This is a genomic window from Vogesella sp. EB (assembly GCF_001037925.1).
Taxonomy (GTDB): domain Bacteria; phylum Pseudomonadota; class Gammaproteobacteria; order Burkholderiales; family Chromobacteriaceae; genus Vogesella; species Vogesella indigofera.
Genome location: NZ_LFDT01000001.1, coordinates 127821 through 142147 on the forward strand (window position 1 = coordinate 127821; position 14327 = coordinate 142147).

Consider the following 14327-nt stretch of genomic DNA (forward strand, 5'->3'; position numbering starts at 1 on the left):
ATATGTCATAGTGATAACAAGATTTCTATAGTAGCGGCTGTACCAGTCGTAACAATAGTGTTGCAAACAGCGCGGCGACGGCGTCGTCCAGCATTACGCCGAAGCCGCCGTGCACGTGGCGGTCCAGCCAGCGGATCGGCCACGGCTTGACGATGTCGAACAGGCGGAAGGCGGCAAAAGCCAGCAGCCACCACAGCGGCGTGGCCGGCACCAGCGCCAGCACCAGCAGCATCGCCACGATCTCGTCCCACACGATATGGCCGGAATCGGCGACGCCCAGCGCGCGGCCGGTGACGTCACACAACCAGATGCCAAGCAGGAACAGCGGCAGCGTCAGTAGCGCCAGCGCCCCACCACTGACGCCCAGCCACAGCAATAGCGCGGCCAGCGGCAACGCCGCCAGTGTGCCCCAGGTGCCGGGCGCCGGCGTGATCAGGCCACTGCCAAAGCCCAGCGCCAAGAAGTGTGCCGGCCGTGCCAGCAAAAAGGCGCGATCCGGTTTACGCGAAGTGGTCATAGCCCAGTCTTTCCAGTGTCACGGCGGTACCGTGCTGGTCCAGTAGTCGCAATCCCGGCGCGGTCACGATGCGGCCAACCTTGGTCACCGTTACGCCGGCCTGGCGTGCCGCGGCCTCGACCTCGGCGGCCCGTGCCGGGCTGGCGGTGAAGCACAACTCGTAGTCGTCACCACCGGCGGCAATGCAGGACAGCAGCTGTGCGCGGGCGCCGTGCAGGGCCGGATGGGTCGGCAAGGCGTCCAGCCAGACCTCGGCACCGCAGGCGGAACGATCGAGAATATGGTGCAGGTCGGCGGCAAAGCCGTCGGAGACATCCAGCGCCGCATGGGCGATGCCGAGCAAGGCCCGGCCCAGCGCCACCCGTGGCTGCGGCCATTCCAGCTGCCGGCGGCATTCGGGTGGCAGATCCAGACTCAGGCGGCCGAGGCGCTGTTGCAGTGCGGCGGCAGCCAAACCCAGCTCACCGGATACCCAGATGTCGTCGCCAGCCTGTGCTGCGTCACGGCGCAGCGCTTGGCCGTGCGGCGTTTCACCGAAGATGGTCACCGACAGCGTCAGCGGGCCGCGGGTGGTATCGCCGCCGATGATGCTGACGCCGTGCTCTGCCGCCAGCCCGAAAAAGCCGCGCGCGAAGGCTTCCACCCAGGCGCCGTCCAGCTGCGGCAGTGCCAGCGCCAGCACCGCCCAGCGCGGTGTGGCGCCCATCGCCGCCATGTCGGACAGGTTGGCCGCCAGCGTCTTGTGGCCCAGCGCCTCGGGATCGACATCGGGGAAGAAGTGGCGCCCGGCCACAAGCATGTCCACCGACACGTGCAGGTCGTGGCCGGGGCTGGGGCGCACGATGGCGGCATCGTCGCCGACGCCGAGCACGGCATCCGGCGCGGCCTGGGTGAAGTGACGGCGGATCAGTTCGAATTCATTCATGGCGTGACAAATAAAAACACCCGCCGTGGCGGGTGTGACATGGAAGCAAGCAGCGCTCAGGCACCCTGACGACGGCTGCGGATGGTCTGCACTTCGTCGGCGCGCACGTCGGCGGCAAACTTGTCCAGCACGCCGTTGACGAACTTGTGGCCGTCGGTGCCGCCGAAGGTCTTGGCGATCTCGATGGCTTCGTTGATGATCACCGGGTACGGCGTTTGCGGGTGCGAGCACAGCTCGAAGGCGGCCATCAGCAGTATGGCACGCTCGACCGGGCTGACTTCCTGTTCGTCGCGGTCGTAGTACGGCTGCAGACGTTTGGACAGCTCGGTCACGTCGCGCAGTACGCCGAACAGGATTTCGCGGAACAGCGCTTCGTCGGCCTTGACGAAGTAATCATTCTCGCGCAGGTGTTTTTCGATCAGCGACGCGGGACGGTCAGCATTCAGCTGCCACTCGTAAATGCCCTGGACAGCGTATTCGCGGGCACGGCGGCGTGCGGTTTTCATGTACGGCTTCCTTTATTTAAAGAACAGGCGCGGCTCAGCCACGCAGGGTCTTGTGCAGATTGACCATTTCGACCGCCACTTGCGCGGCTTCACGCCCCTTCACCGACATGCGCACTTCGGCTTGCTCGTCGGTTTCGGTGGTCAGAATGGCATTGGCGATCGGGATGTCGAAATCGAGACCGACACGGGTGACGCCCGCGCCGGATTCGTTGGATACCAGCTCGAAGTGATAGGTCTCGCCGCGGATCACCGCGCCCAGTGCGATCAGCGCATCAAAGCGGCCGGACTTGGCCATGGTTTGCAGCACCAGCGGCGCCTCCAGTGCACCCGGCACCGTGGCCAGGGTGATGTCGGCCGGGTTCACGCCCAGTGCCACCAGTTCGGACAAGCACGCATCGCGCAGACCATGGCATACCACGTCGTTGAAACGGCCCATGACGACGCCGATTTTCAGGCCGTTGGCAGACAGGTCGGGGGCAATACGGTTTACTTGGTCCAGCATCCGGTTCTCCTTGCGGCGAAAGCCAATCACGAAAAGGGGCGTATTTTAATCCAAATCGACGTGCACGTGTTCAGGTTGGACAAAGCCGGTGACCTCCAGCCCGAAACCGGTCATCGACGGCAGGTTGATCGGCGAGGCCATCAGCTTCATCTTGCCCACGCCCAGCGCGCGCAGCATCTGTGCGCCGATACCGAAGGTCTTGCTGTCCCAGCGCTGGCGGACGGCGCTCTCCGCCTGTTCCGGCAGTGCACGCGCCAGAATGTCGGCGCCGGATTCCGGCCGGTGCAGCAGGATCACCACGCCGCAGCCCTTTTCCGCGATTTCTTCCAGTGCGTTGGGGATGGTCCAGCTGTGCTGGCCGCCCATCGGGTCGAGCAAGTCCATCACCGACAGCGGTTCGTGCACGCGCACCAGCGTTTCACGGTCGGCGTGCGGTTGGCCGCAAACCAGCGCCAGGTGCGTTGCCTTGGTCAGCACGTCCTGGAACACGTGCAGCTGGAAGGCGCCGAACGGTGTTTCCGCCAGCCGCTGGCCGACTTCCTCGACAAAGCACTCGGTACGGCTGCGGTAGTGGATCAGGTCGGCGATGGTGCCGACCTTGAGGCCGTGTTCCTTGGCGAACTCCAGCAGTTCGGGCAAGCGCGCCATGGTGCCGTCGTCGTTCATGATCTCGCAGATCACCGACGCCGGTTCCAGCCCGGCCAGTCGCGACAGGTCACAGCCGGCTTCGGTATGGCCGGCACGCACCAGCACGCCGCCCTTTTGCGCCTTCAGCGGGAATACGTGGCCGGGCTGCACGATGTCGGTCGGCCGCGCATCGCGCGCCACCGCTACCAGTGTGGTGTGGGCGCGGTCGGCGGCGGAAATGCCGGTGGTGACGCCCTCGGCGGCCTCGATCGACACGGTGAAGTTGGTGCCGAAGCTGGTGCCGTTGTTGGTTGCCATCATCGGCAGGTTCAGCTGCTTGCAACGCTCTTCGGTCAGCGTCAGGCAGATCAGGCCACGGCCGAACTTGGCCATGAAGTTTATCGCCTCCGGCGTCACGTGCTCCGCGGCCATCACCAGGTCGCCTTCGTTCTCGCGGTCTTCGGCGTCCATCAGGACCACCATCTTGCCGGCCTTGATGTCGGCGATAATTTCTTGAACCGGGGAAATGCTCATGCTGTGTTCTCCCGCACGCCGTGCGTGCCAGACTTGCTGCGTAACTGCATTCATGCGCGGGCGGTGTGCGTCCGCGCGCCTGTAATCTGTTTATTGCGGCCAACGTTGGCCGCAGCGCGTCATGCCCGCGCCGCCAGCACCCGTTCCACGGTGTCGACGATGGCCTGTGTCTGCGGGTCGATCTCGATGTTGACGATGTCACCGGCCTGGCGCACGCCCATCAGCGTGCGCTGCAGCGTTTCCGGGATCAGGTGCACGCAGAAGGTGTCACCCGACACGTCGCCGATGGTCAGGCTGCAGCCGTCAATACCGATATAGCCCTTTTTCAGTACGTATTTGCTCAGCGCAGCCGGCAGGCGGAACCACACGGTGCGGTTGTCCGGGCTGCTGATCACCTCGGTCACGGTGGCGGTGGCCATGATGTGGCCGGACATCGCGTGGCCGCCGATGTCGTCGCCAAAGCGCGCGGCGCGCTCGACGTTGACCAGGTCGCCGACCTGCAGCGTGCCGAGGTTGGTCAGGCGCAGGGTCTCCGCCATCAGGTCGAAGCTGACTTCCTCGCCGTCGATGCGGGTCACCGTCAGGCAGCAGCCGTTGTGCGCCACCGAGGCGCCGATCTGCAGGCCGGGCAGCAACGCGGCCGGCAGTGCCAGCCGATGGCTGCGGAATGCGGTTTTTTCTTCGATGGCGACGATGCGCGCCATGCCTTGCACAATGCCAGTGAACATGGTTTTGCCTTCATTTCAGGACAAACGATCATCGATTGTACCGCGTTGCAGCGCAAAATCCGACCTCGCTGCCAGCAAGGTTGGCCGCAGCGGCGTATGCCGGCGCGCAAAAGCCGGCCAAAATCCAGTACAATCGCCTGTTTTTTCGAATCTTTGCCCTACTGGAAGCCATGTCCGCCGAACTGATCCGCATTGCCGATGAAGTTGCCCGTCGCCGCACCTTCGCCATCATCTCCCACCCCGACGCCGGTAAAACCACGCTGACCGAAAAACTGCTGCTGTTCTCTGGCGCGATCCAGATGGCCGGTACGGTGAAGGGCAAGAAAGGCGGCAAGTTCGCCACCTCCGACTGGATGGAAATCGAGAAGCAGCGCGGCATCTCGGTGGCGTCGTCGGTAATGCAGTTCGACTATCGCGACCACACCGTCAACCTGCTGGACACCCCGGGTCACCAGGACTTCTCCGAGGACACCTACCGCGTACTGACCGCGGTGGACAGCGCACTGATGGTGATCGACGCCGCCAAGGGCGTGGAAGAGCAGACCATCAAGCTGCTCAATGTCTGCCGCCTGCGCAACACGCCTATCGTCACCTTCATGAACAAGTACGACCGTGAAGTGCGCGATTCGCTGGAGCTGCTGGACGAAGTCGAGAGCGTGCTGAAGATCCGCTGCGCGCCGATCACCTGGCCGATCGGCATGGGCAAGGCCTTCCGCGGCGTGTACAGCCTGCTGTCCGACGAGGTGATCCTGTTCGAGGCCGGCAGCGAAAAGCTGATCAGCGACATCGAGATCATCAAGGGTATCGACAACCCGCGTCTGGACGAGCTGTTCCCGCTGGAAATGGAACAGCTGCGCATGGAGATCGAACTGGTCAAGGGCGCCTCCAACGAGTGGAATCTGGACGAATTCCTCGCCGGTGAGCTGACGCCGGTATTCTTCGGCTCGGCGATCAACAACTTCGGCGTGCGCGAGATTCTGGACGCGCTGATCAACTGGGCGCCGGCACCGCAGCACCGCGACGCCACCGTGCGCGACGTGGCGCCGACCGAAGGCAAGTTCTCCGGCTTCGTGTTCAAGATCCAGGCCAATATGGACCCGAAACACCGCGACCGCATCGCCTTCCTGCGCGTGTGCTCCGGCCGTTTCGAGCGCGGCATGAAGATGAAGCACCTGCGCCTGAACCGTGACATTGCCGCCAGCTCGGTGGTGACCTTCATGTCGCACGACCGCGAGATCGTGGAAGAGGCATTTGCCGGCGACATCATCGGCATCCCCAACCACGGCAACATCCAGATTGGCGACAGCTTCTCCTCCGGCGAAGAACTGACCTTTACCGGCATCCCGTTCTTTGCCCCGGAAATGTTCCGCAGCGTGCGCATCAAGAACCCGCTGAAGCTGAAGCAGCTGCAAAAAGGCTTGCAACAGCTGGGTGAAGAAGGTGCGGTGCAGGTATTCAAGCCGCACAGCGGCGGCGACCTGATCCTCGGCGCGGTCGGCGTGCTGCAGTTTGAAGTGGTGGCTTCCCGCCTGGCCGCAGAGTACGGCGTCGATGCCGTGTTTGAGTCGTCCAACATCTGGTCGGCACGCTGGTTCAGCTGCGACAACCGCAAGAAGCTGGACGAATTCAGCGACGCGCTGGTGATGAACATCGCCACCGACGCCGGCGGCAACCTCGCCTATCTGGCGCCGAACCGCGTCAACCTGGCGCTGACGCAGGAACGCTGGCCGGACATCGTGTTCCACGAAACGCGTGAACACGCGGTGAAACTGAACGATTGATGACAGGGGATGCACTGATGCCCGCCTGGCTCGTCTCGCTGTTCCACAGCTACGGTTCGGACTTCTTCCGCTCCGCGGTGCTGGTCGTGGTGCTGCTGCTGGTTTACGGCAGCATCGTGCGCACCATTGCGGCCAACCCGCGGGTGCCGGTGGATACCCGCCGCCGCTGGATGATCAACATCCGCAACGCGCTGATCATCATCGGGCTGGCCGGCTTCGTCACCATCTGGGCGCGCGAGCTGCAGACCATCGCACTGTCGATGGTGGCGTTCACCGCGGCGCTGGTAGTGGCCACCAAGGAGTTGTTGATGTGCCTCGGCGGCGGGCTGGTGCGTTCGATGTCGGGCAGCTACGAGCTGGGCGACATCATCGAGATCGGCACCATCCGCGGCCGGGTGATGGATATCACCATGCTCAGCACCACCATCATCGAGATCGGCCCGCGCCATGATGCACACCAGGCGACCGGCCGCTCGCTGAACTTCCCCAACAGCCTGCTGCTGACGCAGGCGGTGGCGCGCGAGAACTTCACCGGCGACTACGTGATGCACATCATCACCATCCCGCTGCCGTACAGCGTGCGTCCGGCCAGGGCGGAACGCCTGCTGCAGGAGATCGCCAACGAGGCCTGCGCGCCGCATCTGGAAGGAGCCCGCCGCCACATGGCAATGCTGGAAAGCAAGCTGCTGATGGATACGCCGTCGGTGGAACCCCGCATTTCGCTGCAGCCGGCCAGCGAGAAGGAATATCGCCTGATCGCCCGCATCGCGCTGCCGCCGCGTGAACGACAGCGCATCGAGCAGGCGATCCTGCACCGCTTCATGTTCGAGTGCTTCCCGGAAACAGAACCGCACCCGGCGGCGCCCGCCGCGGACTGATCATGCAAAAGACCCGCATCAAGACCTACGACCGCATCGTGCAGCAGAGCCTGACCCTGTTCAACGAGCACGGCGAGCGCAGCATCACCACCAACCACATCGCCGCCCATCTCGGCATCAGTCCCGGCAACCTGTACTACCACTTCCGCAACAAGGAAGAGATCGTCTACCAGATCTTCCTGCTCTATCGCGGTTTCATCACCGAGCGGCTGGCGGTGCCGCAGGACCGGGCGATGGACGTTACCGACCTGGTCAACTACCTGGACACCGCGTTCGAGGCGATGTGGCGCTTCCGCTTCATGTTCTACGACCTGCCCGGGCTGATGGCGCGCAATCCGCAGCTGCAGCGCGACTATCACCAGTTCGTCAACACCGAGCTGAAGGCGATCCTGGAGGGCCACTTCCGCGAATTCATCCGCCTTGGCCTGCTGCAGATGGCGCTGGAAGACATCGAGGCGGTGTCGGTCAATATCTGGCTGGTGGTGAAGTTCTGGTTCGCCTTCGAGCAGACCGCGCGCCCCAACGAGCCGATCAACGAGGCCTCCGGCCATCGCGGAGTGCGCCAGGTGCTGGCGCTGCTGAAGCCCTACGTCAGCCCGGAGTTCCTGCCCGCCTTCCAGCAACTGCTGGCACGCCACCTGCGCGACTGAACGGCAAACCGGCTCCGGCAAAACAATGCGGCCAACCTTGCACAAGGTTGGCCGCATTGTTTTTTGATGTGACGAAGCGTGTTACTGCGTCAGGCTACTGCCGCGCACCACCAGTTTGCCCTGCAGCACCACGATGCGCTGGCTGCGTTCCGGCTCGTCCAACCGCTCCAGCAGCATCGCCATCGCGGTGCGGCCGATTTCATTCACCGGCTGCTCCACCACGGTCAGGCCGTCGCCGAGCAGGTCGGTCCACACCTCGTTGTCGAAACCGACCAGCGCCACGTCCTGCGGCCAGTGCAGGCCGGCGGACTTGATTGCACGCACCGCGCCCAGCAGCAGCACGCCGTTGCTGACCAGTAGCGCCTGCGGTCGCGCCGGCTCGGCCAGCCACTGCAGCACCGCCTGCTCCGCCGCCTCCACGCTCGGCGCCACGAAACGCGCCGGCGCAGCCAGGCCGGCCTGCTGCAACGCCTCGCTGAAACCGGCGTGACGCTCCATGCCGGTGTTGCTGGTATTGCCGAACAGGCCGCCGATGTCGCGATAGCCCTGCTGCAACAGGTGGCCGACCAGCTGCGCCGCGGCACGCCGGTTGTCCAGCACCACTGCATCGGTGGCGGCATCGGCGCTGACGCGGTCGATCATCACCACCGGGAAGCCGAGCGCCTGCGGGTCGATGCTGGCCACCATCTGGCGCGTCGGCGCAAAGATCACGCCGGTGACGCGCTCTTCCTGCATCAGGCGCAGGTACATCGCTTCCTTGTCCGGGTTTTCGTCGGTGTTGCACAGGATCACGCGCATGCCGTTGCGGTAGGCCTCGTCCTCCACCGCGCGGCTGACCGCGGTAAAGAACGGGTTGCGGATATCCGACACGATCAATCCTATAGTGTCGGTGTGCTGGGAGCGCAGCCGCCGCGCCGCCAGATTGGGGCGGTAGTCCAGTCTGGCCATCGCCGCCTCGACACGCTTGCGCACCTTGTCGCTGACCGGGCCGTTGCACAACACCCTGGAGACGGTTGACGGGGAAACGCCCGCCGCTGCTGCCACATCCTTGATCTTTGCCACTCGCCTGCTCCGGAATCGATTTCATCAGACCGTGGTTGGCCTGCCTGACAATTTTGTCGAAATGTTAACACCAATCGTGCAACAAATATTGACACAAAAAGTGGTATCGATTTCAATTGTAGTCAGCGATACAGAAAAACACACCGGAGACAGGATGCCATGACCACCCAGATTATCCGCAACGAGCTGATCCAGCTTGGCGCCACCGTTAGCGAAAAAACCATTGCAATCAAGGCGGCAGGCGAATTGCTGGCCAAGGCCGGCCGTATCGCCCCCGCCTACATCGACAGCCTGCTGCGCCGCGAAACCGTTGCCAATACTTTTCTGGGTCATGGCGTCGCCATTCCTCACGGCATGATCGAAGACCGCCACCTGATCAACGAAACCGGCATCGCCATCCTGCAGGTGCCGGAGGGCGTGGAGTGGAATCCGGGCCAGCGCGTGCACCTGGTGATCGCCATCGCCGCACAATCCGACGAGCACATCGCGCTGCTGCGCCGCCTGACCCGTCTGCTGCAGGACGAGGCGCGTCTTGCCGAGCTGTTCACCACCGCCGACCCCTACGCGCTGATCAGCGCGCTGGACGACAGCGCGGTGGCACCGGCCGCACCGCAAACCGCCGCCAGCGACCTGAGCCTCAGCCTCAGCTGGCAGATGAACTACCCCAACGGCCTGCACGCGCGGCCGGCACGGCTGTGGACCGAACAGGCGCGCCGCTTTGCCGCCACGTTGCAGATCCGTAACGGCAACGAAGTGGCCGACGCCAAGAACCTGATCGGCCTGCTGCAGATCGGCGCCGAATTCGGTCACCAGCTGCACTTCTCCGCCGACGGCCCCGACGCCGCCGCGGCACTGGACGCACTGCTGGCGGTCGCCAACCAGCTCACCGCGCAGGAAGTGGCCGACGCCGACGCCGCGCGCAAGGCCGCCGCCAATGCCAAGCGCCAGCACTGGCAGGCGCCGGGCAAGATCCTGGCGCTGCGCGGCATCAGCGCCAGCCCCGGGCTGGTGATCGGCCAGGCGCGGGTGATGAAGTCGCAGGCGATCCAGGTGCCGGACATCCCGGCCACGCTGGGCTACGACGGCGACCTGCTGGAAAACGCGCTGCAGGCCACCCGCGAACAGCTGCAAACGTTGGCCGCAGACACCACCCGCCGCCTCGGCAAGACCGAGGGCAGCATTTTCCTGGCGCAGGCCGAGCTGCTGTCCGACACCGACCTGATCACCCTCACCTGCCAGCTGATGGTGGAAGGCCACGGCGTGGCGTGGGCGTGGCACGAGGCGGTGCAACGCCTCGCCGACCGTCTGGCGGCGCTGGGCAACCCGCTGCTGGCCGCGCGTGCCACCGATTTGCGTGACGTTGGCCGCCGCGTGCTGGCCCGGCTGGCACCGGACCTCCAGCTGCAGGATGGCGCCAAGACCCAGGGCCACAACGAAATCCTGATCGCCAACGATCTGGCCCCGTCCGACACCGCTACGCTGAATCCGCAGCAGACGCTGGCGCTGGTCACCGCCCAGGGCGGCCCGACTTCGCACACCGCCATCCTGGCGCGCACGCTGGATCTGCCGGCGGTGGTCGCCGCCGGTGCCGCGGTGCTCGACATCCAGGACGGCGCCACGCTGATCGTCGATGGCGACAGCGGCACCATCTATCTCAACGCCAGCGACGAGGACCTCGCCAGCGCGCAGCAGTGGCAACAGGCACAGCGCGACAAGCAGCAGCAGGCCGCCAGCGCCGCGCAGCAGCCGGCCGTCACCGCCGACGGCGCGCGCCAGATCGAGGTGGCGGCCAACGTCAACCGTCCGGAACAGGTCGCCGCCGCACTGCAGGCCGGTGCCGAGGGCGTTGGCCTGATGCGTACCGAGTTCCTGTTCCTGGAACGCGACGACGCGCCGGACGAGGAAGAGCAGTACCAGACCTACCGCGGCATGCTCACCGCGCTGGATGGCAAGCCGCTGGTGATCCGCACGCTGGACATCGGCGGCGACAAGCAGGTGCCCTACCTCAACCTGCCGCACGAGGAAAACCCGTTCCTCGGCGTGCGCGGTGTGCGCCTGCTGTTGCGTCGCCCCGATCTGCTGCTGCCGCAACTGCGCGCACTGTACCGCGCCGCCAGCCACGGCCCGCTGTCCATCATGTTCCCGATGGTCAGCACCCTGGCCGAGGTCAAGGCGCTGCGTGCACAGTGTGAACAGGTGCGCGTGGCCCTGAATGCACCGGTGGTGCCGCTGGGCATCATGGTGGAAGTACCGGCCGCCGCCACCATGGCCGACCGCCTCGCCGAGCACGTCGATTTCTTCTCGGTCGGCACCAACGACCTGACGCAGTACGTATTGGCCATCGACCGCCAGCATCCGGAACTGGCGGCGGAAGCCGACAGCCTGCATCCGGCGGTGTTGCGCCTGATCGCGCAGACCGTGGCCGGCGCCGATGCCCACGGCCGCTGGGTCGGCGTCTGCGGCGGCATGGCTGGCGATCCGCTGGGCGCGGCGATCCTCACCGGCCTCGGCGTGGCCGAGCTGTCGATGAGCCCGCGCGACATTCCCGGCGCCAAGGCCAGCATCCGTGCGGCCAACCTTGCCGAGCTGCAGCAGCTGGCGCAGCGTGCCCTCAATTGCGACAGCGCCGCCGAAGTGCGCGCGCTGACCGGAGCCACAGCATGAGCGCAACGGTCATCACCGTGACACTGAACCCGGCCATCGACCAGACCGTGACGCTGGACGCGCTGCATCCCGGCGCGGTCAATCTCGCCACCGCGGTGCACGTCAACGCCGGCGGCAAGGGCGTCAATGTCGCCAGCTGTCTCGCCGACTGGGGCGTGCCGGTGATCGCCAGCGGCCTGCTCGGCCGCGACAATGCCGCGCCGTTCGAGAACCTGTTTGCCGACAAGGGCATCCGCGACGCCTTCATCCGCGTCGCTGGCAGCACCCGCACCAATATCAAGCTGGTCGACCGCAGCACGCTGGACACCACCGACATCAACCTGCCGGGCATGAGCGCCAATGAAGAAGCGCTCGACCGCCTGCAGCTGTTGCTGGACGAGCAGGCCGACGCCGACCGTTATGTGGTGCTGGCCGGCAGCCTGCCCGCCGGCATCGGCGACGACAGCTGGGCACAATTCTGCCGCCAGCTACGCAGCCTCGGCGCCCGCGTGCTGCTCGACAGCAGCGGCACCGCCTTGCAACAGGCGCTGGCACTGCCGGCCGCCGAGCTGCCGTGGTTGATCAAGCCCAACCAGCACGAACTGGAACAGTACCTTGGCCGCACGCTGGCCAGCCGCGACGAGCTGCTCACCGCCGCCCGCGAGCTGCAGCAGCGCGGCATCGCCGTGGTGGTGGTGTCGCTGGGCAGCGACGGCGCCCTGCTCTGCTGTAACGACGGCTGCTGGTTTGCCGAGCCGCTGACGCTCAGCGACATCCACAGCAGCGTTGGCGCCGGCGACGCGCTGGTCGCCGGGCTGGTGGCGGCGCTGAGCTCGCAGCTGGCGTGGCCGGAGGTGCTGCGCCTGGGCATGGCCTTTGCCGCCGCCAAGCTGGGGCAGTTCGGCCCCAATCTGCCGCCACGGCAAGAAGTCTGCCAGCTGGCGGAACGTATCCAGATCGAGCGCATTACCGAGTAAGCACCGCGTACCACACATAAGCCGATCCGGCACACACAAAGAGGAGATTCACCATGTCCACCATTCTGGCCATCATCGCCTGCCCGCAGCGGGTAGCGCAGGGCCAACTCGCCGCCGAAGCGCTACGCAAGGCCGCCACCCAGGCCGGTCACCAGATCAGCATCGAAATCCGCAATGCGCAGGGGGTGCAGGGTCTGCTGGACTCCGGCCGCATCGCCAGCGCCGACGCGGTGGTCGTGATCGCCGAAGGCGACGCCGACCTGGCCCGGCTGGGCGGCAAGCCGGCCCATCACGCCACGCTGGAAGCGGTGCTGGCCGACGCCGGCGCGGTAATCGGCAAAGCGCTGGGTGCGCACGAGCCGGTCACCACGCTGCGCATCGTTGCCATTACCTCGTGCCCGACCGGCATCGCGCACACCTTCATGGCCGCCGAAGGCCTGACCCAGGGCGCGCAGCAACTGGGTCACCAGATCAAGGTCGAGACCCAGGGCTCGGTCGGTTCGCAAAACGCGCTCACCGCCAGCGACATCGCCGATGCCGACCTGGTGATCATCGCCGCCGACACCCAGGTCGATCTGTCGCGTTTCGACGGCAAGCGCGTGTTCAGCAGCGGCACCAAGGCCGCCATCAATGACGGCCAGGCGCTGATCAAGCGCGCCCAGATTGAGGCCCGCGCACACGCCACCAACGGCAAGGCTGCCGCCAGTGCTGCGGCCAACGTTGCCGCCACACCGGAGCGCAGCAGTGCCTACAAGCACCTGATGACCGGCGTGTCGTTCATGCTGCCATTCGTGGTGACTGGCGGCCTGCTGATCGCGCTCGGCTTTGCGCTGGGCGGCATCTACGTTTACGAAGACGCGTTCAAGGGCACCCTCGGCTGGACACTGTTCAATATCGGCGCCAAGGCCTCCTTCGCGCTGATGGTGCCGATCCTGGCCGGCTACATCGCCTACTCCATCGCCGACCGTCCCGGCATCGCACCGGGCATGGCCGGCGGCATGATCGCCAGCTCGATCGGCTCCGGCTTCCTCGGCGGCATCGTCGCCGGTTTCATCGCCGGTTACGCGGTGAAATACCTGAACGAGAAGATCCAGCTCGGCCGCAACTTCGACGGCCTGAAGCCGGTGCTGATCCTGCCGCTGCTGGGTACCACCATCGTCGGCCTGCTGATGTACTACGTGTTGGGGCAGCCGGTAGCCGTAGCGCTAGGCGTGGTCACCGAATGGCTGAAGGGCCTGCAGGGCTCCAGCGCGCTGGCACTGGGCATGATCCTGGGCGGCATGATGGCGTTCGACATGGGCGGCCCGATCAACAAGGCGGCCTACACCTTCTCCACCGGCCTGCTCGCCAGCCAGGTGTACGCGCCGATGGCGGCGGTGATGGCCGCCGGCATGACGCCGCCGCTGGGCATTGCGCTGGCCGCACTGCTGTTCAAGAACCGCTTCTCCGCCGACGAGCGTGAAGGCGCCAAGGCGGCCGGCGTGCTGGGCATCTCCTTCATCACCGAAGGCGCGATCCCGTTTGCCGCCAAGGACCCGTTGCGCGTGATCCCGGCGCTGGTGGCCGGTTCGGCACTGGCCGGCGCCATCTCGATGGCTGCCGGTTGCGAATTGCGCGTGCCGCACGGTGGCGTGTTCGTGCTGCCGATCCCGAATGCGGTGACCAACCTCGGCATGTATCTGGTGGCACTGGCGGCCGGTACCGCGCTGACCGCCGTGCTGCTGGGCGTACTGAAGAAGGCGCGCGCCGACTGAGCACCTAGCTAACGATTACTCTCCCTTGCTTGCGTTTTGCAGCCGGGCTGACCGCCAAACGCGGTCAGCCCGTTATTTTATTGGCTATGCTCCAGTCAGAGACGACGGCAACGGCACGGCCGATGCGACAGAAAACTATGACCCGCCTGTTTAAGAACGCATAATTGGCACCATATGGCATGGATTACCATCCCAGATCCGGCTGCAGGCCGCCATGTCCCAGCTTGCAGCGGCCACCCACCA

The 14327-nt window shown here is 65.5% G+C and carries 13 protein-coding genes; 6 read left to right on the forward strand and 7 right to left on the reverse strand.

The genetic code is table 11. The features are described from left to right. Positions 1–25: 25 nt before the first annotated feature. The 6 genes from ACG97_RS00620 to ACG97_RS00645 form a co-directional block, all read right to left on the reverse strand. Positions 26–517 carry a phosphatidylglycerophosphatase A gene (locus ACG97_RS00620; protein ID WP_047965372.1) on the reverse strand — a complete coding sequence of 164 codons (492 nt, stop codon included), beginning with the start codon at positions 515–517 and terminating at the stop codon, positions 26–28. Then, complete coding sequence (gene thiL, locus ACG97_RS00625; protein ID WP_047965373.1) at positions 501–1442, reverse strand: thiamine-phosphate kinase; 942 nt, start codon at positions 1440–1442, stop codon at positions 501–503. The genes ACG97_RS00620 and thiL overlap by 17 nt, the downstream gene beginning before the upstream one ends. Before the next feature lie 56 nt (positions 1443–1498). Beyond that, positions 1499–1948, reverse strand: coding sequence for a transcription antitermination factor NusB (gene nusB, locus ACG97_RS00630; protein WP_047965374.1), 450 nt, complete (start codon positions 1946–1948; stop codon positions 1499–1501). 34 nt (positions 1949–1982) lie between these two features. Beyond that, positions 1983–2450, reverse strand: a complete 468-nt coding sequence (gene ribH / locus ACG97_RS00635; protein WP_047965375.1) for a 6,7-dimethyl-8-ribityllumazine synthase — start codon at positions 2448–2450, stop codon at positions 1983–1985. Positions 2451–2495: 45 nt separating this feature from the next. Continuing rightward, positions 2496–3665 (reverse strand): bifunctional 3,4-dihydroxy-2-butanone-4-phosphate synthase/GTP cyclohydrolase II, encoded by a 1170-nt coding sequence (gene ribBA, locus ACG97_RS00640; protein ID WP_238377224.1) that lies wholly within the window; start codon positions 3663–3665, stop codon positions 2496–2498. Positions 3666–3730: 65 nt separating this feature from the next. Then, the gene (locus tag ACG97_RS00645; RefSeq protein ID WP_047965377.1) at positions 3731–4339 is read right to left on the reverse strand and encodes a riboflavin synthase; all 609 of its coding nucleotides are present in this window, start codon (positions 4337–4339) and stop codon (positions 3731–3733) included. A 170-nt stretch (positions 4340–4509) separates the two neighbouring features. On the opposite strand from ACG97_RS00645, the gene ACG97_RS00650 reads away from it, so the two are divergent. The 3 genes from ACG97_RS00650 to ACG97_RS00660 are packed head-to-tail and all read left to right on the forward strand — an operon-like array spanning position 4510 to position 7648. Next, positions 4510–6120, forward strand: a complete 1611-nt coding sequence (locus tag ACG97_RS00650) for a peptide chain release factor 3 (RefSeq protein WP_047965528.1) — start codon at positions 4510–4512, stop codon at positions 6118–6120. Positions 6121–6137: 17 nt separating this feature from the next. Continuing rightward, a complete protein-coding gene (locus tag ACG97_RS00655; protein WP_170152107.1) occupies positions 6138–6998 on the forward strand; it encodes a mechanosensitive ion channel family protein in 861 nt (286 codons plus the stop codon). A 2-nt stretch (positions 6999–7000) separates the two neighbouring features. Then, positions 7001–7648, forward strand: a complete 648-nt coding sequence (locus ACG97_RS00660) for a TetR/AcrR family transcriptional regulator (RefSeq protein WP_047965379.1) — start codon at positions 7001–7003, stop codon at positions 7646–7648. 81 nt (positions 7649–7729) lie between these two features. Here ACG97_RS00660 and ACG97_RS00665 read toward each other — a convergent pair whose 3' ends face one another. Beyond that, entirely contained in the window at positions 7730–8710 is a 981-nt protein-coding gene (locus ACG97_RS00665; protein WP_047965380.1) for a LacI family DNA-binding transcriptional regulator, read from the reverse strand. Positions 8711–8869: 159 nt separating this feature from the next. Here ACG97_RS00665 and ptsP point away from each other — a divergent pair, with 159 nt between their 5' ends. The 3 genes from ptsP to ACG97_RS00680 are packed head-to-tail and all read left to right on the forward strand — an operon-like array spanning position 8870 to position 14084. Continuing rightward, positions 8870–11374 (forward strand): phosphoenolpyruvate--protein phosphotransferase, encoded by a 2505-nt coding sequence (ptsP, locus tag ACG97_RS00670; protein WP_047965381.1) that lies wholly within the window; start codon positions 8870–8872, stop codon positions 11372–11374. Further along, positions 11371–12330 (forward strand): 1-phosphofructokinase, encoded by a 960-nt coding sequence (pfkB, locus tag ACG97_RS00675; RefSeq protein ID WP_047965382.1) that lies wholly within the window; start codon positions 11371–11373, stop codon positions 12328–12330. The genes ptsP and pfkB overlap by 4 nt, the downstream gene beginning before the upstream one ends. A 53-nt stretch (positions 12331–12383) precedes the next feature. Continuing rightward, positions 12384–14084, forward strand: coding sequence for a fructose-specific PTS transporter subunit EIIC (locus tag ACG97_RS00680; RefSeq protein WP_047965383.1), 1701 nt, complete (start codon positions 12384–12386; stop codon positions 14082–14084). Positions 14085–14327 lie beyond the last annotated feature (243 nt).

What these genes read in the sequence shown, in the direction of transcription:
- ACG97_RS00620 (WP_047965372.1), bottom strand. Translation starts at nt 517, where the DNA reads ATGACCACTTCGCGTAAACCGGATCGCGCCTTTTTGCTGGCACGGCCG.
- thiL (WP_047965373.1), bottom strand. Translation starts at nt 1,442, where the DNA reads ATGAATGAATTCGAACTGATCCGCCGTCACTTCACCCAGGCCGCGCCG.
- nusB (WP_047965374.1), bottom strand. Translation starts at nt 1,948, where the DNA reads ATGAAAACCGCACGCCGCCGTGCCCGCGAATACGCTGTCCAGGGCATT.
- ribH (WP_047965375.1), bottom strand. Translation starts at nt 2,450, where the DNA reads ATGCTGGACCAAGTAAACCGTATTGCCCCCGACCTGTCTGCCAACGGC.
- ribBA (WP_238377224.1), bottom strand. Translation starts at nt 3,665, where the DNA reads ATGAATGCAGTTACGCAGCAAGTCTGGCACGCACGGCGTGCGGGAGAA.
- ACG97_RS00645 (WP_047965377.1), bottom strand. Translation starts at nt 4,339, where the DNA reads ATGTTCACTGGCATTGTGCAAGGCATGGCGCGCATCGTCGCCATCGAA.
- ACG97_RS00650 (WP_047965528.1), top strand. Translation starts at nt 4,510, where the DNA reads ATGTCCGCCGAACTGATCCGCATTGCCGATGAAGTTGCCCGTCGCCGC.
- ACG97_RS00655 (WP_170152107.1), top strand. Translation starts at nt 6,138, where the DNA reads ATGCCCGCCTGGCTCGTCTCGCTGTTCCACAGCTACGGTTCGGACTTC.
- ACG97_RS00660 (WP_047965379.1), top strand. Translation starts at nt 7,001, where the DNA reads ATGCAAAAGACCCGCATCAAGACCTACGACCGCATCGTGCAGCAGAGC.
- ptsP (WP_047965381.1), top strand. Translation starts at nt 8,870, where the DNA reads ATGACCACCCAGATTATCCGCAACGAGCTGATCCAGCTTGGCGCCACC.
- pfkB (WP_047965382.1), top strand. Translation starts at nt 11,371, where the DNA reads ATGAGCGCAACGGTCATCACCGTGACACTGAACCCGGCCATCGACCAG.
- ACG97_RS00680 (WP_047965383.1), top strand. Translation starts at nt 12,384, where the DNA reads ATGTCCACCATTCTGGCCATCATCGCCTGCCCGCAGCGGGTAGCGCAG.